General features: G+C 66.4%; 27 protein-coding genes and 1 pseudogene. 14 read left to right on the forward strand and 14 right to left on the reverse strand.

The window, feature by feature from the left end:
• Positions 1–3: 3 nt before the first annotated feature.
• Positions 4–972: a 4-hydroxy-3-methylbut-2-enyl diphosphate reductase gene (gene ispH, locus ACI8U3_RS10965; RefSeq protein WP_415014912.1), complete on the reverse strand. Its 969-nt coding sequence runs from the start codon at positions 970–972 to the stop codon at positions 4–6.
• A 143-nt stretch (positions 973–1,115) separates the two neighbouring features.
• Between ispH and ACI8U3_RS10970 the strand changes: the two genes are divergently transcribed.
• From ACI8U3_RS10970 to ACI8U3_RS10990, 5 genes are all read left to right on the forward strand, one after another.
• Entirely contained in the window at positions 1,116–1,748 is a 633-nt protein-coding gene (locus ACI8U3_RS10970) for a Tat pathway signal sequence domain protein (protein ID WP_415014913.1), read from the forward strand.
• Positions 1,745–3,508 (forward strand): arginine--tRNA ligase, encoded by a 1,764-nt coding sequence (gene argS, locus ACI8U3_RS10975; protein WP_415014914.1) that lies wholly within the window; start codon positions 1,745–1,747, stop codon positions 3,506–3,508. Before ACI8U3_RS10970 ends, argS begins: the two co-directional genes overlap by 4 nt.
• A gap of 33 nt (positions 3,509–3,541) precedes the next feature.
• Complete coding sequence (locus ACI8U3_RS10980) at positions 3,542–4,555, forward strand: adenosine deaminase (protein WP_415014915.1); 1,014 nt, start codon at positions 3,542–3,544, stop codon at positions 4,553–4,555.
• Positions 4,555–5,733, forward strand: a complete 1,179-nt coding sequence (locus ACI8U3_RS10985) for a vWA domain-containing protein (RefSeq protein ID WP_415014916.1) — start codon at positions 4,555–4,557, stop codon at positions 5,731–5,733. The genes ACI8U3_RS10980 and ACI8U3_RS10985 overlap by 1 nt, the downstream gene beginning before the upstream one ends.
• Before the next feature lie 66 nt (positions 5,734–5,799).
• Positions 5,800–6,330 carry a hypothetical protein gene (locus ACI8U3_RS10990; protein WP_415014917.1) on the forward strand — a complete coding sequence of 177 codons (531 nt, stop codon included), beginning with the start codon at positions 5,800–5,802 and terminating at the stop codon, positions 6,328–6,330.
• A 51-nt stretch (positions 6,331–6,381) separates the two neighbouring features.
• On the opposite strand, the gene ACI8U3_RS10995 is transcribed toward ACI8U3_RS10990, so the two are convergent.
• The 5 genes from ACI8U3_RS10995 to ACI8U3_RS11015 all read right to left on the reverse strand — a co-directional run bounded on the left by ACI8U3_RS10995 (position 6,382) and on the right by ACI8U3_RS11015 (position 10,087).
• Positions 6,382–6,555: a CsbD family protein gene (locus tag ACI8U3_RS10995; RefSeq protein ID WP_415014918.1), complete on the reverse strand. Its 174-nt coding sequence runs from the start codon at positions 6,553–6,555 to the stop codon at positions 6,382–6,384.
• A 93-nt stretch (positions 6,556–6,648) separates the two neighbouring features.
• A complete protein-coding gene (locus tag ACI8U3_RS11000; protein WP_415014919.1) occupies positions 6,649–7,092 on the reverse strand; it encodes an NUDIX domain-containing protein in 444 nt (147 codons plus the stop codon).
• A gap of 9 nt (positions 7,093–7,101) precedes the next feature.
• The gene (locus ACI8U3_RS11005; RefSeq protein WP_415014920.1) at positions 7,102–8,142 is read right to left on the reverse strand and encodes a sensor histidine kinase; all 1,041 of its coding nucleotides are present in this window, start codon (positions 8,140–8,142) and stop codon (positions 7,102–7,104) included.
• Positions 8,142–8,564: a response regulator gene (locus ACI8U3_RS11010; RefSeq protein ID WP_415014921.1), complete on the reverse strand. Its 423-nt coding sequence runs from the start codon at positions 8,562–8,564 to the stop codon at positions 8,142–8,144. Before ACI8U3_RS11010 ends, ACI8U3_RS11005 begins: the two co-directional genes overlap by 1 nt.
• Positions 8,561–10,087 (reverse strand): sensor histidine kinase, encoded by a 1,527-nt coding sequence (locus tag ACI8U3_RS11015; RefSeq protein WP_415014922.1) that lies wholly within the window; start codon positions 10,085–10,087, stop codon positions 8,561–8,563. The genes ACI8U3_RS11010 and ACI8U3_RS11015 overlap by 4 nt, the downstream gene beginning before the upstream one ends.
• Before the next feature lie 111 nt (positions 10,088–10,198).
• On the opposite strand from ACI8U3_RS11015, the gene ACI8U3_RS11020 reads away from it, so the two are divergent.
• Complete coding sequence (locus ACI8U3_RS11020) at positions 10,199–10,903, forward strand: hypothetical protein (RefSeq protein ID WP_415014923.1); 705 nt, start codon at positions 10,199–10,201, stop codon at positions 10,901–10,903.
• Here ACI8U3_RS11020 and ACI8U3_RS11025 read toward each other — a convergent pair.
• The gene (locus tag ACI8U3_RS11025; protein ID WP_415014924.1) at positions 10,891–11,538 is read right to left on the reverse strand and encodes a DUF4126 domain-containing protein; all 648 of its coding nucleotides are present in this window, start codon (positions 11,536–11,538) and stop codon (positions 10,891–10,893) included. The two genes, ACI8U3_RS11020 and ACI8U3_RS11025, sit on opposite strands and share 13 nt — an antisense overlap.
• Positions 11,539–11,591: 53 nt before the next feature.
• Complete coding sequence (locus tag ACI8U3_RS11030; protein ID WP_415014925.1) at positions 11,592–11,885, reverse strand: GNAT family N-acetyltransferase; 294 nt, start codon at positions 11,883–11,885, stop codon at positions 11,592–11,594.
• A 97-nt stretch (positions 11,886–11,982) separates the two neighbouring features.
• Between ACI8U3_RS11030 and ACI8U3_RS11035 the strand changes: the two genes are divergently transcribed.
• A complete protein-coding gene (locus tag ACI8U3_RS11035; RefSeq protein WP_415014926.1) occupies positions 11,983–12,582 on the forward strand; it encodes a DUF3617 domain-containing protein in 600 nt (199 codons plus the stop codon).
• 3 nt (positions 12,583–12,585) lie between these two features.
• Here ACI8U3_RS11035 and ACI8U3_RS11040 read toward each other — a convergent pair whose 3' ends face one another.
• The 4 genes from ACI8U3_RS11040 to ACI8U3_RS11055 all read right to left on the reverse strand — a co-directional run bounded on the left by ACI8U3_RS11040 (position 12,586) and on the right by ACI8U3_RS11055 (position 14,855).
• Positions 12,586–12,978 carry a hypothetical protein gene (locus ACI8U3_RS11040; RefSeq protein ID WP_415014927.1) on the reverse strand — a complete coding sequence of 131 codons (393 nt, stop codon included), beginning with the start codon at positions 12,976–12,978 and terminating at the stop codon, positions 12,586–12,588.
• Positions 12,979–12,988: 10 nt separating this feature from the next.
• Positions 12,989–13,624 (reverse strand): DUF4870 family protein, encoded by a 636-nt coding sequence (locus ACI8U3_RS11045; protein WP_415014928.1) that lies wholly within the window; start codon positions 13,622–13,624, stop codon positions 12,989–12,991.
• Positions 13,625–13,695: 71 nt separating this feature from the next.
• Positions 13,696–14,085, reverse strand: coding sequence for a dihydroneopterin aldolase (gene folB, locus ACI8U3_RS11050; protein ID WP_415014940.1), 390 nt, complete (start codon positions 14,083–14,085; stop codon positions 13,696–13,698).
• A gap of 11 nt (positions 14,086–14,096) precedes the next feature.
• The gene (locus tag ACI8U3_RS11055) at positions 14,097–14,855 is read right to left on the reverse strand and encodes an SDR family oxidoreductase (RefSeq protein WP_415014929.1); all 759 of its coding nucleotides are present in this window, start codon (positions 14,853–14,855) and stop codon (positions 14,097–14,099) included.
• A gap of 119 nt (positions 14,856–14,974) precedes the next feature.
• Between ACI8U3_RS11055 and ACI8U3_RS11060 the strand changes: the two genes are divergently transcribed.
• From ACI8U3_RS11060 to pgsA, 7 genes are all read left to right on the forward strand, one after another.
• Positions 14,975–15,214 (forward strand): hypothetical protein, encoded by a 240-nt coding sequence (locus tag ACI8U3_RS11060; protein ID WP_415014930.1) that lies wholly within the window; start codon positions 14,975–14,977, stop codon positions 15,212–15,214.
• A complete protein-coding gene (locus ACI8U3_RS11065) occupies positions 15,211–15,681 on the forward strand; it encodes an NUDIX domain-containing protein (protein WP_415014931.1) in 471 nt (156 codons plus the stop codon). Before ACI8U3_RS11060 ends, ACI8U3_RS11065 begins: the two co-directional genes overlap by 4 nt.
• Positions 15,682–15,691: 10 nt before the next feature.
• A complete protein-coding gene (locus ACI8U3_RS11070) occupies positions 15,692–16,138 on the forward strand; it encodes a DMT family transporter (protein ID WP_415014932.1) in 447 nt (148 codons plus the stop codon).
• Between the two features lie 205 nt (positions 16,139–16,343).
• Positions 16,344–18,215 (forward strand): excinuclease ABC subunit UvrC, encoded by a 1,872-nt coding sequence (gene uvrC, locus ACI8U3_RS11075; protein WP_415014933.1) that lies wholly within the window; start codon positions 16,344–16,346, stop codon positions 18,213–18,215.
• Positions 18,216–18,225: 10 nt separating this feature from the next.
• A complete protein-coding gene (locus ACI8U3_RS11080; protein WP_415014934.1) occupies positions 18,226–18,858 on the forward strand; it encodes a carbonic anhydrase in 633 nt (210 codons plus the stop codon).
• Complete coding sequence (locus tag ACI8U3_RS11085) at positions 18,855–19,688, forward strand: glycosyltransferase family 2 protein (protein ID WP_415014935.1); 834 nt, start codon at positions 18,855–18,857, stop codon at positions 19,686–19,688. Before ACI8U3_RS11080 ends, ACI8U3_RS11085 begins: the two co-directional genes overlap by 4 nt.
• Before the next feature lie 2 nt (positions 19,689–19,690).
• Complete coding sequence (gene pgsA / locus ACI8U3_RS11090; protein WP_415014936.1) at positions 19,691–20,326, forward strand: CDP-diacylglycerol--glycerol-3-phosphate 3-phosphatidyltransferase; 636 nt, start codon at positions 19,691–19,693, stop codon at positions 20,324–20,326.
• A 125-nt stretch (positions 20,327–20,451) separates the two neighbouring features.
• Here the strand turns inward: pgsA and rpoC are convergent, their stop codons facing one another.
• The gene (gene rpoC / locus ACI8U3_RS11095) at positions 20,452–24,654 is read right to left on the reverse strand and encodes a DNA-directed RNA polymerase subunit beta' (protein WP_415014937.1); all 4,203 of its coding nucleotides are present in this window, start codon (positions 24,652–24,654) and stop codon (positions 20,452–20,454) included.
• Positions 24,655–24,752: 98 nt separating this feature from the next.
• A pseudogene (locus ACI8U3_RS11100) lies at positions 24,753–25,268 on the reverse strand (DNA-directed RNA polymerase subunit beta); the annotation flags it as partial.

The raw sequence follows: 25,268 nt of genomic DNA on the forward strand, positions 1-25,268 counted from the left end.
AACCTACGCCGTCAGGGCGCGGGGCAGCTTGAAGGTCACGGTCTCGCGCGCGCCGTCGTCTTCTCGCAGGGTGACATCGAAACGCTCACCGAGCGCCGAGATAAGGCCCTGAATCAGCTCTTCCGGCGCCGAGGCGCCGGCGGTCACCCCGACGGTCTGCACGCCGTCAAACCACGACCAGTCGATGCGCGAGGCGTCATCGACCAGACGGGCGTCTCGCGCGCCGGCCCGCAACGCCACCTCCACCAGTCGCACCGAATTGGACGAGTTCGCGGAGCCCACAACCAGCACCAGATCCGATCCTTCCGCCAGCCGCTTGACGGCCTCCTGCCGATTGGTGGTGGCGTAGCAGATGTCTTCCTTGTGCGGGTCAGGCAGGTCGGGAAAACGTTCCTTGAGCGTGCGAACGATCTCGGCGGTGTCATCCAGAGACAGGGTCGTCTGGGTGACATAGGCCAGCGGGGAGTCATCCGGAGGGGCGAAGGTGCGTGCGTCCTCCACCGTCTCCACCAGACTGATAGCGCCGGAGGGGAGCTGCCCCATGGTGCCGACCACCTCCGGATGGCCGGCATGGCCGATCAGCAGGATGTGGCGCCCGGCCGCGTGATGGCGTTCGGCCTCCACGTGCACTTTGGAGACCAGCGGACAGGTCGCATCCAGAAAGAACATCTCGCGGGAACGAGCGGCCTCGGGCACCGCCTTGGGGACGCCGTGGGCGCTGAAAACCACCGGCCGGTCATCGGGGCATTCGTCCAGCTCCTTGACGAACACCGCGCCGAGGGCCCGCAAACGCTCGACCACGTGGCGATTGTGGACGATCTCATGGCGCACATAGACGGGCGCGCCGTATTTCTCGAGCGCGCGCTCGACGATCTGGATGGCGCGATCCACGCCGGCGCAGAAACCGCGCGGGGTGGCCAGGCGCACGGTGAGAGCGCGGCCTTCGGAGTCATTGGGAACCACATCGGTCATGGGCACTACCTAGGCCCTCCCCGCGGCGGGCGCCAGCGTGGCCACGCGTTGCGGCGCCTCGCTTTAGCCGCTATCAGCGATGAGCTTCAGCCTTGCTCGCGCCACGACCGGCGCAGGGCTTCATCTGCTCGCCGGGATTTCTCATGCGCCGTATCGTTCCGATCCTCTTCGCCACGACCGTCCTGGCCGTCACCCCCGGGGTCAGCGACGCCCAGACCCGTCCTGCGGGCGGGAACAGCCAGGAGGACAGCAGCTGGAACGCGCCCCGCCTGCGTCTGAACGATCCCGTCAACGCCGGACCGTGCCCCTTCGTCAAGATTCTCTATGACGCCGCCCGCTACGTGGAGATGCCCTTTGACCAGCCGACTGCGGCCAATGTGGGCTATACTGGCGAAATCCAGGGCGTGACGGCGAACTGCGCCTATCGGGATGACGATCCGATCACGGTCAACATGAACATCCTGTTCGAGTTGGGACGCGGGCCTCAGGCGACGAACGACAGCCGGACCTATCGTTACTGGATCGCCGTCACCGACCGAAACACCGCCGTTCTGGCGAAGGAGTATTTCGATCTTCCGGTGGACTTCAGGGGGCAATCCGAGGTCAGCGTCGAGGAAGAAATCCGAAGCATCGTCATTCCCCGCGCCGAGGCCACCACCAGCGGGTCGAATTTCGAAATCCTCGTCGGCTTCGAGGTCACGCCTGAAATGGCCGAGTTCAACCGCACCGGCAGCCGCTTCCGCATCAACGCCGGCACGGCTCAACCGCAACAATGACCGACCTCAAGTCTGTTCTGGGCGAAGCGGTCGGGGCCGCCTTCGCCGCCGAAGGCGTGGACGCGGCGCTGGCGCGCGTCACCGCCTCGGACCGGCCCGATCTGGCCGACTTCCAGTCCAACGGCGCCCTGGCCGCCGCCAAGGCGCTGAAGGCGAATCCGCGGGAGCTCGCCGCTCGTGTGGCCGAGCGGCTGACCGCGGACCCCCGGCTGGAGTCCGTCGACGTGGCCGGGCCGGGCTTCATCAATCTGAAGGTCGCCGCCGCGACGCTGGCCGAGCGGGCCGAGGCGGTGGCGGGCGACAGCGACCGGACCGGCGCCAGCGGCGTGGACGCCGCCCGCAAGGTCATCATCGACTACGCCGGCCCGAACGTGGCCAAGCCCATGCACGTGGGCCACCTGCGCTCGTCCATCATCGGCGAGAGCCTGAAGCGGCTGTTCCGCTTCCGGGGCGACACCGTGTGGGGCGACGCCCATTTCGGCGACTGGGGCTTCCAGATGGGCCTGCTCATCGTGGCCTGCGCTGATGAGGGCCTGGCGAGCGCCTTCATGGCCGAGGGCGACGGTCCTTTCCCGGCCGACAGCCCGGTATCGCTGGCGGACCTGGAGCGTCTCTATCCGCTGGCCGCCGGCAAGGCCAAGGAAGACGAGGCGTTCCGCGACCGCGCACGGAAGGCCACCGCGGAGCTGCAGTCCGGCCGGGCCGGATACCGCGCCCTGTGGGCCCATTTCGTCACCGTCAGCCGCTCGGCGCTGGAGCGCGAGTTTTCGGCGCTGGGCGTGGATTTCGATCTTTGGAACGGAGAGTCCGACGCCGACGCCTTCGTGCCCGGCATGGTGGCGGACCTGGAGAAACAGGGCCTGCTGATCGAGGATCAGGGCGCGCGCATCGTGCGGGTGGCGAAGGAGGGCGACAAGCGCGACCTGCCGCCGCTGCTGGTCGTATCGTCCGAAGGCTCGGCCATGTACGGGACCACCGATCTGGCGACCATCGTGGGGCGGCGCGAGGACCCCGGCTTCGACCTGATCCTGTATGTGGTGGACCAGCGTCAGGCGGACCATTTCGAGCAGGTTTTCCGGGCGGCCTATCTGGCCGGCTACGCCGAAGAAGGCGCGTTGGAGCATCTGGGCTTCGGCACCATGAACGGGCCGGACGGCAAGCCCTTCAAGACCCGCGCGGGCGGGGTGCTGAAGCTGCACGACCTGATCACCATGGCTACCGACAAGGCGCGCGAACGCCTTAAGGAGGCCGAACTGGGCGCCGATCTGCCCGAAGCGGAGTTCGAGGACATCGCCCGCAAGGTCGCCGTGGCCGCGCTGAAATTCGCCGACCTGTCGAACAACCGCACCACCAGCTACGTCTTCGACCTCGACCGCTTCATGAGCTTCGAGGGCAAGACCGGGCCGTACCTGCTGTATCAGGCCGTCCGCATCAAATCCCTGCTGCGCAAGGCGGCGGATCAGGGCGCGGCGGCCGGCGCCATCGCGGTGGCTGAACCAGCCGAGCGAGATCTGGTCCTGACGCTGGACGCCTTCGATCAGGCCGCCGCCGACGCCTATGACAAGCGCAGCCCGCACCTGATCGCCGAGCACGCGTACCGGCTGGCCCAGTCTTTCTCGAAATTCTACGCCGCCTGCCCCGTGCTGGCCGCGCCGGACGAAGCGACCCGCGCCTCGCGCCTGGCCCTGGCGGCCGCCGCGCTTCGTCAGCTGGAACTCGCCCTGGACCTTCTGGGCATTGCGACGCCGGAGCGGATGTAGGCACAATCCCCGCGACGTATCAGAGGATCGATCATGTCGCTGACCCCCTTCATCGCCGGCCTGCCCAAGGCCGAACTGCACCTGCACATCGAGGGCAGTTTGGAGCCCGAGCAGATGTTCGAATTCGCCCGGCGCAACCGGGTCGCGCTGCCGTTCGCCTCGGTGGAGGAGATCAAGGCGGCCTACGACTTCTCGAACCTGCAGGACTTCCTCGACATCTATTACGCCGGGGCCGACGTCCTGCGCACCGAGGACGACTTCCGCGACATGGCGCTGGCCTATTTCCGGCGCGCGGCGGCCGACAGCGTGCGGCACGCGGAAATCTTCTTCGACCCCCAGACCCACACCCATCGGGGCATTCCCTTCCAGGTGGTCGCCGACGGGCTGCTAGCCGGCATGGATCAGGCGGAGCGGGAGCTGGGCGTCACCTCGAAGCTGATCCTCTGCTTCCTGCGCCATCTGGACGAGGACGCGGCCTTCGCCACCCTGAAGGCCGCCGAGCCCTGGCTGGACCGGATCGAGGGCGTGGGGCTGGATTCGTCGGAGGTCGGCCATCCGCCCTCCAAGTTCGAGCGGGTGTTCACCGCCGCCGGATCGCTGAGCCTCAAGCGCGTGGCCCACGCGGGCGAGGAAGGGCCGCCGGAGTACGTCTGGGAAGCGCTGGACCTGCTGAAGATCGACCGCATGGACCACGGCAACCGGTCGCTGGAGGATCCGGCCCTGATCCGCCGGCTGGCGGCCGAGGGCATGACCCTGACCGTCTGCCCCCTGTCGAACCACAAGCTGTGCGTCATCGACGACCTGACCAAACACCCCGTGCCAGAGATGCTGAAACAGGGCCTGCACGTGACCCTGAACTCGGACGATCCGGCCTATTTCGGCGGCTATGTGAACAGGAACTATGAGGCCATGGCCGAGCATGCGGGCGTCACTCGCGAACAGTTGATTCAGATCGCGAAGAACAGCTTCGAGGGCTCGTTCCTGCCGGACGAGGACAAGGCCCGCCACATCGCCGCGGTGGACGCTTACGCCGCGAAGACGGCCTGATGCTGCTGCCCTTCTTCACCGCCTTGCGGGACGCCCGCGTGCCCGTCTCCATGAAGGAATGGTTGCATCTGATGCAGGCCATGGACGCGGGCGTGGCCGACGGGAAGGTGGAGGACTTCTACCACCTGTCGCGCGCGGTGCTGGTGAAGGACGAGAAGCATTACGACCGCTTCGACCAGGTGTTCGGCAAGGTGTTCAAGGGCGTCGAGACCGTCGGTGCGGGCGACGAGGTCACCGCCGATGTGCCGGCGGACTGGCTCAAGCTGCTGAACGAGAAATACCTGACCGACGAGGAGAAGGCGCAGATCGAGGCGCTGGGCGGCTTCGACGCGCTGATGGAGACGCTGAAGCAGCGGCTTGAGGAACAGACCGAACGGCACGAGGGCGGCAATCGCTGGATCGGCACGGGCGGGACCAGCCCGTTCGGTCACGGCGGCTACAATCCCGAGGGCGTGCGCATCGGCGGCGAGGGCCGTCAGGGCCGGGCGGTGAAGGTCTGGGAGAAGCGGGAATACAAGAACCTGGACGACACGGTCGAGCTGGGCACCCGCAACATCAAGGTGGCCCTGCGCCGCCTGCGCCGGTTCGCCCGCGAGGGCGCGCCGGACGAGCTGGACATGGACGCCACCATCGACGGCACGGCGCGTCAGGGCTGGCTGGACATCCACATGCGGCCCGAGCGGCGCAACACCATCAAGGTGCTGCTGTTCCTGGACGTGGGCGGTTCGATGGATGCCCACGTGAAGCTGTGCGAGGAGCTGTTCTCGGCGGCCAAGACCGAGTTCCGGAATCTAGAGTTCTTCTACTTTCACAACTGCCTTTACGAGGGCGTGTGGAAGGACAACCGGCGGCGGCAGTCGGAACAGACGGCCACATGGGATCTGCTGCACAAATATCCCGGCGACTGGCGCGCGGTGTTCGTGGGGGACGCCACCATGAGCCCGTACGAGGTGACGGTTCCGGGCGGCTCGGTGGAACACTGGAACGAAGAGGCCGGCGCCGTCTGGCTGAAGCGGGCGCGCCAGCAGTGGGAGAAATCCGTCTGGCTGAACCCCGTGCCCGAGCGGTTCTGGGGCTACACGCCGTCAGTCAGCCTGATCCGCGAGGTCATGGACGAGCGCATGTTCCCCCTGACGCTGGAGGGGCTGGAGGGGGCCATGCGGACGCTCGCACGCTGACGTCAGGACGCGTCAGTCGTCTGACGGGGATTTTCGCCGCAGCCTGCGAGAAACCCGGAGGCGGCCATGTGGGTATCAGGTGTGTTGATCATCGCGGCCACTTTGGCGGTTCAGGAAGCGCCCGCTCAAACTGAACCCGCGCACCGATATGGCCAACTCCGCGCCGCTGTGCAGGTGGAAATGGAGCGGCGTGACGCCGACAATGTCGAGACTCCAGCCGGGACGGATGACTGGGGCTTTGAGTTGTATGCGGCGAGGCCTCGTCTGTCCCTTGCCCAGCGGCTCGAGAATGAATGCAGCCAAGAAAACCGTGACCCCTTGGAAACCGAGAGCGCTTGCCGGGAGCGCGTGACGGAAGTGGTAATTCAGGAGTCCCTGTCGCGGGGCGATGCCGCAAGGACCGAGACCGACTGGAGCGAGGCCGACGAGCAGCGCCAGGTCAGAGCGCAGCACCGCAATCCCATGGACAGACTGCGAGACTGTCGCCGTTCATCGACCCGCAGCCAGGACGGAGCGTCCTCGTCATGGTCTATCCGCTGCGGCGATCAGGATGGTCCAGCCGCTCAGGCTCTGGACGCCGTGTTGCGTGGGGACTGAAATTGAAAAGGCCCGCCAAATGGCGGGCCCGTCCAAAGCGTTGAAGAACGATCAGTCCTTCAGGCTGTCCTTCATGCCGCCGACGGCGTTCTGGACCTTGCCTTCGGCCTGCTTGGCCTTGCCTTCGGCTTCCAGCTTCTGGTCGCCAGTCATCTTGCCGGCGCCTTCCTTGAGCTTGCCTTCGGCCTGCTTCATGGAGCCTTCGATGCGATCATTGTCAGCCATGATGTATCCCTTCGTTTGACGCCTGCCGAAACGGCGGCGCTTCATAAGGGACAACAAGCGGGCGCCCATCGTTGTTCCGTCACGCTTTTGGGATCAGCGCCGACGCAACCATATGGCCACCGCCCACGCGTGGGCGTCGTGACGTAGATCGGTCAGCGCGCGATGGGGCGCCAGCCAGTGTAATTCGTGGTCATCCTCGACCTTGGCGCCGGGATCTTCACGGGCCGCTTCGGCGGTCCAGAAGCCGGCCAGATTATTCACGGCCCGGCCGTCTGATTTCAGGAAGTACTGCGCCGCTTCTCCCAGTCGTTCGCCCGGGCGGACGGTGAGGCCGGTCTCTTCCACGAACTCGCGCACCAGGGCTTCTTGCTCGGTTTCATCCCCGTCGATCGCGCCGCCAGGAAGGTCGTAGTAGCTCCCCTCCCCGCGATCCACGCGCACGCAGGCCAGCAGCCCATCGCGAAACACGAGGCCGAAGGCGGTAGGGCGGTCTTCATAGGTGTGGCCGGGCTCGGCCCGACCGAATTGCAGGTTCATGGCGCGCCTTTAAAGGTCGAAGACCATACGCGCCCGCACGCCCGTGTGTTCCGGGTCGATCTCCAGCTTGGACCGGAGGCCATGCGCCATGGCGGAGATGATCTTGCCGCCCAGGCCGGTGCCCTTGGGCGTGCCGTCTCCCATGCCGGGGCCGTCATCCTCGACGGTCAGCACGGCGCCCGTCTCGTCCTGGCGTTCCAGCAGCACACGGATGTCGCCGCCGTTGCCGGGCAGATAGGCGTATTTGACGGCATTGGTGACCAGCTCGGTCACCACCACGCCCAGCGAGACAGCCTGATCGGTGTCGACGCGGATCGGCTCTGCCTTCAGGGTGATGCAGGGGCCGCCCTCGTCCGGGCAAAGGGACTGGACCAGTTCTTCCACCAAGCCTTCGAGGTATTCATCCAGCGCCACGCTGGCCATGTCGGCAGAGGTGTAGAGCCGCCGGTGGACCTGGGCGACGGCCTCGATGCGCACCTGGGCGTCCTGAAGGGCCAGACGCCCGGCGTCGTTCTTCATCTGACGCAGCTGCAGCGATATGAAACTGGACACCAGCTGCAGGCTGTTGCCCACCCGATGATTGACCTCGCGCAGCATGGCCTCGGCCCGGTCGCGGGCCATGCGGACCTCTTCCTGCGCCTCTTCGTTTGCGCGGCTCAGCCGGCGGCGCTCCAGAGCGTCATCTAGCGCCGCCCGCAGCAGGGCGGTGAAGTCTTCGGAGACGTCCTTGATGACATAATCCGCCGCGCCGGCGCGCAGGGCGGCCACCGCGATCCGCCCGTCCTGGGCGCCGGTCACATAGACTACCGGCGGCGCATCCGGCACAGCGAGAAGTTCCGGCAGCACGTCCAGTCCGTCACGGGCCGGCATATAGTGATCCAGGGCGACGACGTCGAAAGCGCCTTCGCGCAGCCGCTCAAGTCCCGCATCCCCGTCCAGGGCGCAGGTCACGTCATAGCCGTGCCGGGTCAGTTCCTTCTCGACCAGCCGGGAAAGTCCCCGGTCGTCGTCGATGTAGAGCAGCCGAACTCCGTTCCCGGCCGCCCCCATCAGATGTCGGGCGCCTGCATCACCGACAGGAAGAGGCCCAGTTGCCGGATCGCGCCGGCGAAGGCCTCATAATCCACGGGCTTGGTGATGTAGACATTGCAGCCCAGGTCATAGCAACGCTGGATCTCGACCTTGTCATCGGTGGTGGTCAGAACCACGACGGGCGCGCGTTTCAGGCGTTCATCCGCCTTGATCTTCGCCAGGATATCGGTGCCCTGCATATCGGGCAGGTTCAGGTCCAGCAGCACCAGCATCGGGCCGTTGGCCTTCACTTCCTCGCTGAACAGATAGTCGATCGCCGACGATCCGTCCGCGAAATGCCTGATCTCGTTCGAGATGTTGGCGCGGCGGATGTTCTTCTCGATCAGCTTGGCATGCCCATGGTCGTCCTCGACCATGACGATGGTTACGGCTGTACTCATACTGTGTCTCCCGCCCCTGCGATGAGACGTTTCGGAAATTTCAAACGGAAAGTCGAGCCTTTTCCGAGTTCTGATTCAATGTCGATGGTCCCGCCCAGGCGGCGAACGCTGTTGCGGACGAAAGCGAGACCGAGCCCCTCTCCAGTCCGATCCTGACGACCGGAACGGCGGAACAGCTCGAAGATGCGTTCGTGGTCGCGATCAGAGATGCCGCGGCCATTGTCGACGATCTCATACTCGACCCAGCCGCCCAGCATGTCTCGTCCGCTGATTTCGATGCGGCCGGGCCGACCGTCGTCCAGGTACTTGACGGCATTGTCGATCAGGTTGCCGAAGATCTGTTCGACGGACAGGCGGTCGCTTTCCAGTTCAGGCAGATCCTGGACGACGATCTCGGCGTCCGCTTCCTCGGTCTGGTGCCGCACACTGTCGGCGATCTGCTGAACCATGCCCGTCATGTCCAGACGCTCGGGAACCAGGGCCCGGCGGCCTTCGCGGGACAGTTTCAGAATGGCGTTGATCAACCGGTCCATCTTGGCGGTGGAGGCGCGGATGAAGCCGATGGCTTCCGGCACATCCTCCTCGACGGCCTGAACCGCGTCCTGCTCGATCGAATCCGGATCGTCCGACCGGGTCCGCTCCATGTGGGCGGACAGGGCCTTGCCCGCCTGCTCCAGTTCGGATGTGTAACCCATCACGTTGACCAGCGGCGCGCGCAGGTCGTGGCTGACGATGTAGGCGAAACGCTGGATTTCCTCATTGGCGCGGGTCAGATCGGCGGTGCGCTCCATGACGGTCGCTTCCAGCCCCCTGTTGAGCTCATCCAGATTATCGCGCGCAGACTGCACCTCGGCCACATAGCGCCGGATCAGCATCAGGCTGATCACCGCCAGGGCGATGATCAGCACGGCCGAAATTCCGTTGACCCCTATGGCGGCCCAGGTGGCGATGCGCGCCGCCTCCTTGCGGCGATCGATGCGAGCCTGTTCGATGGCGTCAATGTCCGCCACCACTTGCCGCATCTCGTCCATGAACGCCTTGCCTTCGCCGCGGCGCAAGACCTGAACCGCCTCCCCGATCCGGCCGGCGCGGGCCATCTGGATGGTCTCGTTCATCACCTCCAGACGTCGCCGTTTGAGCTCGCGCAGGGTCTCGACCCGTTCCGTTTCCTCGGGGGTGTCAGCCAGTCGGGTCAATTCATCGCCGACCTGCGGCAGGCGCAGTTGCGCCTCGTCATGAACGGCGAGGAAGTCCTGTCGACCGGTCAACAGAAAGCCGCGCTGCCCCGTCTCGGCGTCCACCATCAGCAGCATGAGCTCACGCGCCGCGAGCTGCATCTGCTGACTGCGCTCGGCGGTGGCGTTGTTCTCCGACATCCGCTGCACCATTACGAAGGTGGCGATGTTGATGAGCAGCAGAAGCACGATCGCCAGGCTCAAAAGCCCCACGATTGTCCGACTGATGGTCGGGGTCCTCAGGAACACCCGAAGGCCCTGAATTGTCGAACGGAAGTCTGGCGCCATGGGCGGCAGCTTTAGCGGGCCCACGCCCCCTGTCCAGCCTCGACCGGAACCATAACGTGACGGGGGCCATTTCCTTGGTTAACGTGGCAAAGCTTTGGGGGAGCGCGTGTAATGGTCTGGTGGTGGTGGATTCTTCCTGGCGCGGCGGCTCTGGTCGGCGCGCTGTTGTTGCTTTCGGGACTGGGCAGCCTGTTCCGGGGTCGGTTTCTGGGCGCCTTCGGGGGCGTGCTGTTCGGCGGCGGGTTCCTGGCCGTCGGGGTGGCGGCGATCCTGCTGGGCCTGAATGTCCAGAGCTACGCCCGCCTGACCTATGAACGACCCGTCGCCACAATCAGCCTCAGCCAGATCGAGACCCAGTTCTTCGAGGCGACCCTGACCCAGCCGGAAAGCGCCGCCGCGCCGGCGTCCACGACGGTCTATCCCGTGCACGGCGATGAATGGCGCATCGAGGCGCAGGTGCTGCGCTGGAAGCCGTGGGCCAACATCCTGGGACTCGACGCCCAGTACCGTCTGGACCGCCTCTCCGGCCGTTATCAGGACACCCAGCAGGAACTGACCGCGGTGCGCAGCGTGCACGACCTGCGCGGCGGCGATGTGGCGTCTGAGCGGCGCTGGACGCTGGACATCTGGGACGTCTCGCAGCGCTACCGGGACTATGTGGACGCCGTGGACACCCTGTACGGCTCGGCCGCGTACATGCCCATGGCGGACGGCGCCCAGTACGAGGTCTGGATCACCCAGTCGGGGCTGATCGCCCGACCGGCCAACGACCAGGCGCGCGAGGCGTCGGCCGGCGGATGGGTTCAGGCGGACTGACGTTCAGGCAATCTTCTAAGCCGCCGCGCCGTGCGGAATACGACCACTGCGAGGATAACGAGAAACACCGGAACCAGCACCGGAGCCAGCAGGGCCAGAAGGGCTGTGAGGAACGCCAGCACGTCCTCGGACAGCGACACGACCGGATTGCCCAGGCCGCCGGTCGTGGCCGTGGACGCCAGCCGCAGCCCGCCCTGGGCTGCGTTGAAGGCCAGGGCCGTGGGCGCGCCGACGATGATCCCCGCCACTGCGGCCAGCAGCGGATCGACACCGACAAACAGCGAGCCGGCGGCGAGCGCCGCCGCCAGGGGCCGAACCACTAGCCCGATGCCGCTCAGCGCATTGTCGACGACGGGTATCTTGTCCGCCGTGAACTCCACCGCCGCCGCCACACCCAGCGCCGCCACGGCCGCGTCGGAATGCAGCCACTGCATCTGTTCGTTCAGCTCCACGCCGAACCAGCCGAAACGCGCCGCCAACGCCAGCATCAGCAAGGGCAAGAAGGTGCGCAGCCCCGTCGAGGCGGCCAGCCCAAGCCCCAGCAAGGCGGGAACCACCCAGACCTGAAACGGCGCGCCCAGCCCGTCGACCGCCGCCGTGCCGCCGCCCAGCACCTCGCCCGCCTGTTCGATCATGGCTGTTCCTCCCGCTCCGAGCAGAGCGCCCGGACCGGCATCAGGTCAAGCCGTCACCATTCGGCCACCACGTCGGCGGCCTCCGGATGTCGCTTGTGCCAGGCGACCGCATAGCTGCATCGCGGGATCAGCTTGAAGCCTTCGGCCCGCGCGTGGTCCGTCAGACGCTTCATGAAGTCGCCGGCGGCGCCCGACCCTCGCAACGCCTGGTCAGCCTCCACGTGCAGGATGACCCGGCTGTCGCCTCGCCGGGCGTAGTCGGCCCACACCCGTCGCAGTTCACCGTGAGCGTCGGTGAATCCCTGTTCAAAGCGGTTCTCGGCCGCCACATCGCGAAAATCGGTCATGCGAAGACTCCTTCAGGCACGCTATAAAGGCCTTAATCGCGTCGAGACGGGGGCGTTCCACCACCGTTTCTGACGATCACGTGTGGAGGGCTGAACCATGAAGACGAAGATGTCGGGCGCCGTTGTGGCCGTCGCGATCCTGGGTATGGCGGCTTGTAATCGGGAAGACCCCGCACCCTCGGAACCTGCGGCGGGCGAGCCCGCCGACGCACCCGAAACAGCTGAGGCCGCGCCCTCTGGACAGCCGGAACTGCGCGAGGGCCTGTGGGTGGTGACCAGCCAGATGGAGGATCTGAGCACCACCATGCGCATGTGCGTGGACGCCGACGTCCAGCGCCGCATGAGCGTTCTGGGCAGCCAGATGGCGGGCGGCGCCTGCGAGGAGGCGGAGGTGTCGCCCCGAGCCGGCGGAGGCTGGAGCGTGCGCTCAGTCTGCGACATGGGCTCCGGCGGCCGCACGGTCAGCGAAGGAACCCTGACCGGCGATCTGCGCACCGCCTACCGCAACGAGATGACGTCCACGACAACCGGCGCGGCCGTGCCGCACATGAACCGGTCGGTCACCCAGGTGGTCGAAGGCGAGCACCAGGGCGCCTGCCCGGAAGGCATGGCGCCCGGCGATCTGGAAGGCCCCGGCGGCGTTCGTCTCAACATGCTGGACATGGCCGAGCTGGCCGGTCAGGCCGGGACGCCGTAGGCCTTACGGCGTTCGCCCCTGAACCACCCCGATCAGACCCAGCACGCTCTTCACCGTGAACCAGATGAACAGCACCAGCATGGCGATGCCGGCTGCGATCAGGAACGGTATGCCGATCAGGATGACCGACAGCACCGCTGACACGAACAGCAGGATGCATAGCAGGATGAACCACACGATCACGGCCCAGAACAGGCGGATCTGATCGTCGAAATGGGCGCGGACCCAGCCCGTCGCGTTGCCGCGCATGGCGTAGGCCACGACGACGCCGACCACGGCCAACAGATTGGCGCTGGGGATGGCCAGCAGATACAGCAACCAGACCACCCCTGCGGCGGCGCGGCCTTCTTCCGGATCGCCGGATGCGTAGCGGGGCTCGGGGGCGGCGTCGGCCATCAGAAGTCTCCTAGAAAAACCAGGTTCGGGGATTGGATATGGGCCGGGCGTTCTTCAGGCGCCAGACGCCCGCCACCCCACGCGCCAGGGTCCAGACCGCCAGCACGAACAGCACGAAGACGCCCAGACCCACCGGGATCAGGATCAGCGCCAGCAGGGCGCCGATGGCGGCGATCCACAGCGTGCGCTGTTGATAGACGTAATGGCTGAACAGAAACGGCGAGGCGTTCACCGTCCGGCCCGTCACCGCCAGCAGGCCGATGATGGCCGAGAACCCCAGCGTCGGGACCGCGAACAGGATCAGGGCGTAAATGGTCAGGGCCCAGGTGAGCCGATCCCTCGGCTCTTCGTCCAGCGCACGCCGCCGTTCGGCGCGCGAGACGAAGGCCGGAGCAGCCGCGGCCGGTGCGGGATCAGGGTCGGGCTCTGACATCGGCGGCGTTTCGGGTTCGGGCGACGGCTCTTCGCTAACGGGCAGGTCGGCCGCCTCGGGTTCAGGACGGGGGGCCGGCTCAGGCGCCTGATGAACAGCCTCGGACTTCGGCGCACGCTCGACCGGCCGGCCCGCCACCGATTCAGGCGAACAGAAGCCGATCTGGTCGTCGAATTCGTCTTCGGGTTTCTTGGGATCGCCCGGTTCGGCCATCTGCATCCTCGAATGCGCGTTCGCGCGCCTGCTTCAGACAATGGCGGCGCCCGCCCGCTTAGGCAACCGGTCTAGCGGCGCCAGACCACTTCGCAACCCGGCGCGGCGGCGTCGGCCAGGGCGCCCGGTTTCTCGACCCGCACCCGGGCCGCCATGACCCGGTGGTCCTCAAGACACGCCAGGGCGAGACGATCCGCGAACGTTTCCACCAGCCCCACGTGGCCGGCGGCGATGATGGCGCGGGTGGCCTCGCTGACCGTCTCATAGTTGAGGGTATCGGCCAGACGCTCCACGTCGACGGGCGCGAGAGTCAGCTCCACATCAATCACCAGCGGCTGCAACCGGCCCTGCTCATGATCATGCACGCCGATGCCGGCCTCGACCCGCAGGCCGCGCACGAACACGGTCAGGGCCTCGCGCCGCGGCTCGGGTGCCTGGAACGGCAGGGGGCTGGGGGCCAGGGACAAGACGCCTACTCCACAATATCCGGGGTCAGCCACGCCAGATGCTGGCCGCCGTCCACGGCGATCATCTGGCCCGTGACCATGGGCGCGTCAACGAGATAGAGCACGGCCTTCGCCACCTCCGCCGGATCGCCCGGCCGTTGCAGCAGGGTGTTCTCGGCCTCGGCCGCGAATTCCTCGGCCGTCTGGTGAATGGACTGCAGCGTGGGCCCGGGCCCGACGCCATTGACGCGAATCCGCGGCGCCAGGGCCTGCGCCAGGGTCCGCGTGGCCCACCACAGGCCGGCGCGCGACAGGCTGTAGGAGAAGAAGCGGGGATCGGGCTTCCGCACCCGTTGGTCCAGCAGATTGATGATGCACGACCCATCGGACGCCCGGGCGGCGAATTCCTCCGCCAGCACAACGGGCGCGCGCAGGTTGGTCTCGATGTGCTTGTCCCAACTGTCGCGGGTCAGGCCGCCCACGCGGTCGTCCTCGAACACCGAGGCGTTGTTGACCAGCAGGGTCAGCGGCCCCAGCGCAGCGACCGCTTCGGGAATCAGGCGGCGGGCGGCGGCCTCGTCTGTCAGATCGGCCTGAAGCGCCACCGCGCGGCAGCCCAGCGCCTCGATCTCGCGCACCGTATCGGCGGCGTCCGCCTCGGAATTATTGTGATGGACGGCGACGTCGAACCCGGCCTTCGCCAGCTCAAGCGCAATGGTCCGGCCGATGCGGCGGGCCGCGCCGGTGACCAGCGCCCCGCCGCGAGGCGCGCGGGTGTCAGTCAATCCGGCCGAACTCGAACCAATTGAAGGCGGCCAGAACGGCGGCGAGACCCACAACGGCGGCGATGACGATCATGGAAAGCTCCTGAAAACAGTGTGCATCGCTTATCGTGCGCCGTCCTATGGTTCAAGATATCACTCCTGCGAAAGCAATCATCAGCCCCGGCTTCCGAATGAACCTGACAATCAAGGGATGGTCCGTCATTTCCATCTGGCTGGCGCTCTGCGCGCTGGCTGCCTGGTACTACACCGGACACCTTGGCGCAGCGATCCTCACGTTTTTTATCGTGGCCATTCCACTGGTGTTATGGATCCGAGCGAAAACAAAAACGCCTCAGAATCGGGATCGGGCAAACAAGTGACCTGGCGAGTCCGCGTCGAGCCTTTCACCCGCCCGCTGTTCTTCACCGTCTCGCGCCTGACGCGGGGCATGACCCTGGGCGTGCGTGTTGCCGCGCGGGATGAAGCGGGACGGATCATGCTGGTGCGGCACACCTATCTGGACGGCTGGTGGTTGCCCGGCGGCGGTGTGGACCGGGGGGAGACGGTTCAGGACGCGGCGGTGCGTGAACTGCGCGAGGAGACCGGGCTGATCGCCTTGGGGCCCCCTCGCCTGCTGTCGGTGCATTCCAACCACCGGTTCTTTCCCAACGACCATGTGCTGGTGTTCGCGGTGGACGCTTTCGAGGTCGGCGAGCGAACGTCCCATGGGGAGATCTCGGACGCCGAATGGTTCGCGCCGGGCGCCCTGCCGGGCGGCGTGACGGCGGCGACGCGGCGGCGGCTGGATGAAATCTTCACGGGCGCGGCGCCCGATCCGCTGTGGTAGGAGGCCGCCCATGAACCCGACCCTCCTCGCCATCCTGGCCGTCATCGTCGGCGGCGCCCTGACCGCCCTGCAAGGCCCCACAAACGCACGGCTGGCCGGGGCGGTGGCCTCGCCGGTCAATGCGGCGCTGATCTCCTTCGCGGTGGGCACCGTGGCGCTGATGATTCTGGCGGCGGCCCTCCACACCAAGCCGGACATGGCCGCCACACGCGCCCTGCCCCCCGCCGCCTGGCTGGGCGGCCTTTACGGCGCGGTCTTCGTCGTGGCTGCGGCCTATGCGGTTCCCAAGCTGGGCGTGGCGACCACCATCGTCTTGATGGTGGCGGGCCAGATGATGTTGAGCCTGATCCTGGACCATTTCGGCTTCATGGGCGTGCCGAAGCAGCCCATCACCCTGACCCGACTGGCGGGCGTGGCCATGCTGATCGGCGGGGTCCTTCTGGTCCGTAAGCCCTGAGCCGTGATCCTTCTCCCGATAGGAGAAGGGGGAACCCGCGCACGAAGGCGCGTCAGCGGCTTCGTTCTATGCGCGGGGGATGAGGGTCGTCCGGTTGTAGCTTGGAAAAATCCGCCCCTCACCTTGCGCGCGAAGGACGGATGCTGAACGCATCCGTGCGCGCAACCCTCTCCCAATGGGAGAGGGATAATCCCATATTCACCCCGTGACCGAATCTCCGCCCATCGAAACGCCGTCCCTGGCCGCCGCGGAGCTGATCCGCGACGAGGCGCGGCGCGCGCCGGACAAGCCGGGCGTCTATCGCATGTATGGCGAGGATGGGACGTGCCTGTACGTGGGCAAGGCGCGGTCGCTGAAGAAGCGGGTCATGCAGTACGCGCAAGGCCGGTTCCATACCCAGCGCATCGCCCTGATGGTGTCCCTGACCCGGTCCATGGAGATGGTGGTCACGGCCTCGGAGACCGAGGCCCTGCTGCTGGAATCCAACTTCATCAAGAAGCTCAAGCCGCGCTTCAACGTGGTGATGCGCGACGACAAGTCGTTCGCCGAGCTGATGATCCGCCGCGACCACCGCGCGCCCCAGGTCCGCAAGCACCGGGGCGCCCACACCATTCCCGGCGACTATTTCGGGCCCTTCGCCTCCACCTGGGCGGTGAACCGGACCCTGAACACCCTGCAGAAGGCGTTCCTGCTGCGCTCATGCTCCGACAGCGTGTACGAGAGCCGCACCCGCCCCTGCATGCTGCACCAGATCAAGCGCTGCTCGGCGCCCTGCACCGGCCTGATCAGTCTGGAGGACTACAGCGAACTGGTCAGCGAGGCGGAACAGTTCCTGCGCGGCAAGTCGCGGTCCGTGATCAGCCGGCTGTCCGGCGAGATGCAGGCCGCCTCCGACGATCTGGACTTCGAGCGCGCCGCCCGGGTCCGCGACCGCATTCGCGCCCTGTCGGCCATCACCATGGAGCAATCCATCAACGCCGAGACGGTGGAGGAGGCCGACGTCTTCGCCCTGTTCTCGGACGGCGGTCAGGCGTGCATCCAGGCGTTCTTTTTCCGCGCGGGCCAGAACTGGGGGGGGCGCGCCTATTTCCCGCGCATCGACAAGACTGACAGCGACCCGGAAATCCTCGGCGCATTTCTGGGCCAGTTCTATGAGGACAAGCCGGTCCCGCGCCTGATCCTGACCAATGTCTCGCCGCACGAGATCGAGCTGCTGGCCGAGGCCTTCTCCATGAAGGCGGAGCGCCGGGTCGAGATCGCCATCCCCCGGCGGGGGGAGAAGGTCGATCTGGTCAGCCACGCCCTGACCAACGCCCGCGAGGCGCTGGGCCGCAAGTTGGCCGAGAACTCGGCCCAGACGAAGATTCTGGACGAGGTCTGCGACGCCTTCGGGCTGGACGCGCGGCCCGAGCGCATCGAGGTCTATGACAACGCCCACATCCAGGGCTCCAACGCCGTGGGCGGCATGATCGTCGCCGGCCCCGACGGCTTCCGGAAGAACCAGTACCGCAAGTTCAACATCCGCGACGAGGAGCTCAGCCCCGGCGACGACTACGGCATGATGCGCGAGGTGATGCGCCGCCGCTTCGGCCGTCTGGTGAAGGAAGAGGAAGCCGGCGAGCCGGTGGAGCGGCCCGATCTGTTGCTCATCGACGGCGGCGCCGGGCAACTGGCCGAGGTCATGGCGGTGTTGGCCGATCTGGGTGTGGACGACATCCCCGTGGTGGGCGTGGCCAAGGGGCCGGATCGGGACGCGGGGATGGAGAAGTTCTTCATGCCCGGCAAGGCGCCCTTCATGCTGCCGCTGAAGTCCCCGGCGCTGTATTATTTGCAACGCCTGCGCGACGAGGCGCACCGCTTCGCCAACGGCGCCCACGCCAAGCGCCGCTCCATGGACATCAAGCGCAACCCGCTGGACGAGATCGAAGGCGTCGGCCCGGGTCGCAAGAAGGCCCTGCTGCACGCCTTCGGCTCGGCGCGCGGCGTGTCGCGAGCGTCCGTCAGCGATCTTGAGAAGGTTGACGGCATCAGTCGCGCCCTCGCAGAGCGTATTCACGCCAACTTCCGAAAGGCCTAAAGGAGATTGCATGATCGATGAATCCGACCCCCTCCTGTCCGGCTACAGCCGGTTTCGTGAAGACGGCTGGCTGCAGGCCCGGGCCGAGTATGAGGCGCTGGCCGCTGACGGTCAGAAGCCGCACACTCTGGTGGTGGCCTGTTCCGACAGCCGCGCCGATCCGGCCCTGATCTTCGACGCCGCGCCCGGCCAGTTGTTCGTGGTGCGGAACGTGGCCAACATCGTTCCGCCCTATCAGCCCGACGGAAAGCAGCACGGCGTCTCCGCCGCGCTGGAGTTCGGGGTGCGGGTTCTGGGCGTGGAACGCATCGCCGTCATGGGCCACGCCCTGTGCGGCGGGGTGAACGCCATGATCAACGGGGCCCCCGACGTCTGCAACGACTTCGTGCGGCCGTGGGTGGCCCAGGCAGAGCCGGTGGTGCGAAAGGCGGTCGAAGGCCTGTCCGAGCCCGACAAACAGGCGGCGGGCGAACATGCGGTGGTGCGCATGTCCATCGAGAATCTGCGCACCTTCCCCTGGATCGCGGAAAAGGAAGCGGCGGGCCAGCTGGAATTGCTGGGCCTGCACTTCGGCATCGCCGACGGGGTGTTGAAGCGCATGCAGACCGACGGCGTCTTCAATCCCTTGGAAACCGGCGCTTGAGCGCACGCCTGCCGCTGTCGGCCTTCGTCATCTGCCTCAACGAGGCCGAGACCATTGAGGCGTGCATCCGGTCGCTGGACCAGTGCGCCGAGATCGTCATCGTGGATTCCGGCTCCATCGACGCCACGGCAGAGGTGGTGGCGCGGCTGACGGCGGAGGGCTTCCCGATCCGGTTCATGCATCAGGACTGGCTGGGCTTCGCCCGCCAGAAGCAATTCGCCCTGGAGCAGGCGACCCAGCCCTGGCTGCTCAGCATCGACGCGGACGAGCGGCTGGACCAGGATCTGCGCGACGCCCTGCCCGGTCTTCTGGCCGCACCGGATCAGGTGGTCGGCTGGCGTCTGCGGCGGCGGCCTTATCTCGTCGGTTACGGCTATACGCCCAAGGGCGTCGGCGACGGGGCCAATCTGCGCCTGTTCCGCCGGGGCAAGGCGGTCTTCGACATCAAGAAGACCGTTCACGAAGGCCTGGTCCCCGACGGCGAGGTCCGCGTCGCCGAGCGCGGAGCCCTGCTGCATTATCGCCCGCTCACGGTGGGCGAGGTCGTGGTCAAGGAAGAACGCTACGCCAACCTCAAGGCCGGGATGCGCGCGGCGGGAAAGAAGCGGTTCACGCCCTGGCGCATGCTGCTGAACCCGCCGATCTACTTCCTGCGCGTGATGTACGGTCGAAAGCTGTACCGCGCGGGCTGGGCCGGGGTCATCTTCGCCATGCAGGCGGCCATCTATTCCTTCCTGACCGAAGCCAAGACATGGGAGGCCGAGGCGATGAAACGCCGTCCCTCCGCAGATCACGACCCGGATGTCGTCTCACGCGTTCAGGAACCCTGACCATGCTCCAGAGAACCCCCATGACCTCGCCGCTGCGCAACATCCCGAACATCCTGACCGGCGCCCGTCTGGCGGCGGGGGTGATCATGTTCCTGATCCTGGCGGGGGCGACGGCGACGCCGATTCTATCGGCCTATCTGAGCCCCGACGACCAGTTCGCCCTTTACCGCGCCGCCTTCTTTATTTTCGTGGTCGCCGCCTCAACCGACTGGGTGGACGGGTTCCTGGCCAGGCGCTGGAAGGTGGAGAGCCGCTGGGGCGCCATTCTGGATCCCATCGCCGACAAGATTCTGGTGACCGGCGCCATTCTGGGTCTGCTGACCTCCGGATCCCTGACCCAGATCGCCATCCCCTGCGGCCTGATCCTGTTCCGCGAGTTCGCGGTGTCGGCCCTGCGCGAGACCCTGGCGGGCGAGGTCAAGCTGCCGGTCACCCTGCTGGCCAAGTGGAAGACGACGCTGCAGCTGTTCTCGCTGGGCCTTCAACTCCTGGCCCTGAACTGGGGCGTGTTCGGCTGGGATCTGCAGCTGCTGCCGAACTTCCAGACCTTCGCCGATGTGATGCTCTGGATCGCCGCCGTCGTCACGGTCTGGACCGGTTGGCAGTACTTCAGCAAGGCGCGCGAACAGATGAACTGAGGGCCGCACCTCACGCGGCCTTGAGCGAGGCTCCCCTGCGAACCGAGGTTCGGGGCGACCGGCCTGCCAAAGAAAAAGGGCGGCGTCCGTGGACGCCGCCCTGATTGTTTGAGGTCTGAGGTTTATCAGCCCTCGGTCTTTTCGCCTTCCAGCTCCAGGGCCAGATCGGCCGGCAGAGGCTCCACCGCATCCTCGCGCTGTTGCGTGAGAACGGCGTCGCGCTCGTTGGCGATCTTCTGAAGCGACCGCAGATAGGCGCCCGTGCCCGCCGGGATCAGGCGGCCCACGATCACGTTCTCCTTCAGGCCTTCCAGGGTGTCGACCTTGCCGTTGACCGAGGCGTCGGTCAGCACGCGGGTCGTCTCCTGGAAGGAGGCGGCCGAGATGAAGCTCTTGGTCTGCAGCGAGGCCTTGGTGATGCCCAGCAGAACCGGCTGGGTCGTCGCGAGACGGCCCTTGCGCTTCTCGGTCTTGGCCTGTTCGACGTCGAACTCGACCTTGTCCATGTGGTCGCCCTTGATCAGGCCGGTTTCGCCCGGATCGAGGATTTCCACCTTCTGCAGCATCTGGCGAACGATCACCTCGATGTGCTTGTCGTTGATCGGCACGCCCTGCAGTCGGTAGACCTCCTGCACCTCGTTCACCAGATACTCGGCCAGCGCCTCGACGCCCTGGATACGCAGCAGATCGTGCGGATCGGGGTTTCCGTCGATGATGTAGTCGCCCTTCTGGATCAGATCGCCGTCGTGGACGGAGATGTGCTTGCCCTTCGGGATCAGGAACTCGACCGCCTCGCCCTGGTTGCCGTCCGCGTCCGGCTCCGGGGTGATCTTGATGCGGCGCTTGTTCTTGTAATCGCGACCGAACTCGACGCGGCCGTCCATCTCGGCGATGACCGCACAGTCCTTGGGACGACGGGCCTCGAACAGCTCGGCCACCCGCGGCAGACCGCCGGTGATGTCGCGGGTCTTGGCGCCCTCGGTCGGGATACGGGCGATGACCTCACCCGGCTTGACCTCGTCGCCGTTGTTGACCGAGAGGATCGCCCCCACGGGCAGCAGGTAGCGGGCGTCGGAGCCCGAAGCCAGCTTGGCGTAGGTTTCGCCCTTGATGACGCCCAGGGCCGGACGCAGGTCCGAGCCGCGCGGGCTGGCGCGCCAGTCGGAGACGACGCGCTGGGTGATGCCCGTGGCCTCGTCCGTCTCTTCCTTGACCGACAGGCCGTCCGCCAGATCCTCGAAGCGGACAGATCCGCCCACCTCGGTGATGATCGGCGTGGTGTACGGATCCCACTCGGCCATGCGCTGGCCGCGCTTGACCTCGGCGCCGTCCTTGACCCGGATGCGGGCGCCGTAGGGCGCCTTGTGGCTTTCGCGGTCCTTGCCGTCCACGACCACGGTGATGACCACGTTGCGGCTCATGGCCACCAGATCGCCGTGAGCCGCCTTGACGGTCGGTCCGACGATCTTGACGGTACCGGCGTTGGTCGCCTCCACGAACGAAGTCTCGGCCACCTGGGCGGTGCCGCCGATGTGGAACGTCCGCATGGTCAGCTGGGTGCCCGGCTCGCCGATGGACTGGGCCGCGATGACCCCGACCGCCTCGCCGATGTTGACGTTGGTGCCGCGCGCCAGGTCACGACCGTAGCACATGCCGCAGATGCCGGCGTCGGCTTCACAGGTCAGCGCCGAGCGCACCTTCACCGACTGGACGCCGGCGGCCTCGATCTCCTCGATGACCTCCTCGACCAGATAGGTGTCGGCGGGGAACAGCACGTTGTCGGTGCCCGGCTCCTTGATATCCTCGGCCGCATAACGGCCCAGAACGCGCTGGCCCAGCGAGACCAGGACGTCGCCGCCCTCGACCACCGCGCGCAAGGTGATGCCGCGGGTCGAACCGCAGTCTTCCTCGGTGACGATGGAGTCCTGCGCCACGTCCACCAGACGGCGGGTCAGATAACCCGAGTTGGCGGTCTTCAGCGCGGTGTCGGCCAGACCCTTACGGGCGCCGTGGGTGGAGTTGAAGTACTCCAGAACGGTCAGGCCTTCCTTGAAGTTCGAGACGATCGGGGTCTCGATGATCTCGCCGGAGGGCTTGGCCATCAGGCCGCGCATGCCGCCCAGCTGCTTCATCTGGGCCTGCGAACCACGGGCGCCGGAGTTGGCCATCATGAACACCGAGTTGATCTCGGCGGTACGACCGTCCTCGAGCTGCACGGGCGCGGCGATCTCGCCCATCATCTCGTCGGCCACCTTGTCCGTGGCCTTGGCCCAGGCGTCGACGACCTTGTTGTATTTCTCGCCCTTGGTGATCAGGCCGTCGGCGTACTGCTGCTCGTATTCCTCGACCAGGGTGCGGGTGGCGTCGACGATCTCGGTCTTTTTGGCCGGGATCACGATGTCGTCCTTGCCGAACGAGATGCCCGCCTTGGCCGCCTCGCGGAAGCCCAGCTGCATCATGCGGTCGGCGAAGATCACCGTCGCCTTCTGACCGCAGTGGCGATAGACCACGTCGATCAGATTGCCGATTTCCTTCTTGGTGAGGTTCTTCTCCAGAAGGCGATAGCCCACGTTGGGGTTGCGCGGCAGCAGCACGCCCAGCTTCATGCGGCCCGGGGTGGTGTCGATGACCTTGGTCACCTCATTGCCCTCGGCGTCCTGCTCGGTCCAGCGGGCCTTGATCTTGGTGTGCAAGGTCACGACGCCGGCGTCGAGCGCCGCGTCGATCTCGCCGATGTTGGCGAACAGCTTGCCCTCGCCCGGCTCGCCGTCCTTGACCAGCGACAGGTAGTACAGGCCCAGGACAATGTCCTGCGACGGCACGATGATGGGCTTGCCGTTGGCGGGCGACAGAATGTTGTTCGTCGACATCATCAGCACGCGCGCTTCCAGCTGGGCCTCGAGGCTCAGCGGGACGTGCACGGCCATCTGGTCGCCGTCGAAGTCAGCGTTGAAGGCGGCGCAGACCAGCGGGTGCAGCTGGATGGCCTTGCCCTCGATCAGCTTGGGCTCGAACGCCTGGATGCCCAGACGGTGAAGCGTCGGCGCGCGGTTCAGCAGGACCGGATGCTCGCGGATCACCTCGTCCAGAATGTCCCAGACCTGGGGCTGCTCACGCTCCACCATGCGCTTGGACTGCTTGACGGTGCCCGACAGGCCCTTGGCGTCCAGGCGCGCGTAGATAAACGGCTTGAACAGCTCCAGCGCCATCTTCTTGGGCAGGCCGCACTCGTGCAGCTTGAGCTCGGGCCCCACCACGATGACCGAACGGCCCGAGTAGTCCACGCGCTTGCCCAGCAGGTTCTGGCGGAAGCGGCCCTGTTTGCCCTTCAGCATGTCGGCCAGCGACTTCAGGGGCCGCTTGTTGGCGCCGGTGATGACCCGGCCGCGACGGCCGTTGTCGAACAGGGCGTCCACGGATTCCTGCAGCATCCGCTTTTCGTTACGGATGATGATGTCCGGCGCGCGAAGCTCCATCAGGCGCTTCAGGCGGTTGTTCCGGTTGATGACCCTGCGGTACAGGTCGTTCAGGTCGGACGTGGCGAAACGGCCGCCGTCCAGCGGCACCAGCGGACGCAGCTCGGGCGGGATGACCGGCACGATGGTCAGGATCATCCATTCGGGCTTGTTGCCGGACTCAAGGAAGGCCTCGATCAGCTTCAGGCGCTTGGAGGCCTTCTTGGCCTTCAGCTCGCTGGTGGGTTCCGACAGCTCGGCGCGGTGCTTCTCGGCCTCGGCCTGCAGATCGATGCCCATGAGCAGGCCGCGCACGGCCTCGGCGCCGATCTCGGCGGTGAAGCCGTCATCGCCGTACTCTTCCTGGAACTGGTAGTACTCGTCCTCGGTCAGAAGCTGGTTCAGCTTCAGCGGGGTCAGACCCGGCTCGGTGACGATGTAGTTCTCGAAATACAGGACGCGCTCCACGTCCTTCAGCGCCATGTCCAGCATCAGGGCGATGCGGCTGGGCAGGGACTTCAGGAACCAGATGTGGGCGACGGGCGCGGCCAGCTCGATGTGGCCCATGCGCTCGCGGCGGACGCGGGCCAGGGTGACCTCAACGCCGCACTTTTCGCAGATGATGCCCTTGTACTTCATGCGCTTGTACTTGCCGCACAGGCACTCGTAGTCCTTGGTCGGACCGAAGATGCGCGCGCAGAACAGGCCATCACGCTCGGGCTTAAACGTGCGGTAGTTGATCGTTTCCGGCTTCTTGATCTCGCCGAACGACCAGGACTTGATCTTCTCCGGCGAGGCCAGGGCGATCTTGATCTGGTCGAAGGTCGGGGTGACCGGGACCGGGTTGAAGATGTTCAGGACTTCCTGGTTCATCTTGGTTCCTTCTGCGGGGCTACCCGCCAAAATTCATTGAGGGAGAAGAGCGAGAGACCGTCCCTCCCCGCTTGCGCGAGGAGGGATCATCCGGTCGGTCAGCTGTTCTCCAGCTCCACATTCAGACCCAGCGAGCGCATTTCCTTGACGAGCACGTTGAAGCTCTCGGGAATGCCCGCCTCGAAGCTGTCGTCGCCGCGGACGATAGCCTCGTACACCTTGGTCCGGCCGGCCACGTCGTCGGACTTCACCGTCAGCATTTCCTGCAGGGTGTAGGCGGCGCCGTAGGCTTCCAGCGCCCACACCTCCATCTCGCCGAAGCGCTGTCCGCCGAACTGGGCCTTGCCGCCCAGAGGCTGCTGGGTGACCAGGCTGTACGGACCGATGGAACGGGCGTGGATCTTGTCGTCCACCAGGTGGTGCAGCTTCAGCATGTAGATGTAGCCGACCGTGACCGGACGCTTGAAGCGATCGCCCGTCTGGCCGTCGTACAGCCAGGACTGACCGGACTTGTCCAGACCACCCGCGGTGAGCAGGTCCTCGATGTCCGAGATGTGCGCGCCGTCGAACACCGGGGTGGCGAAGGGCACGCCCTTGGACAGGTTGGTGGCCAG

Origin of the sequence: Brevundimonas sp. (assembly GCF_047617075.1) — a bacterium.
In the GTDB taxonomy this organism is placed as follows: Bacteria; Pseudomonadota; Alphaproteobacteria; order Caulobacterales; family Caulobacteraceae; genus Brevundimonas.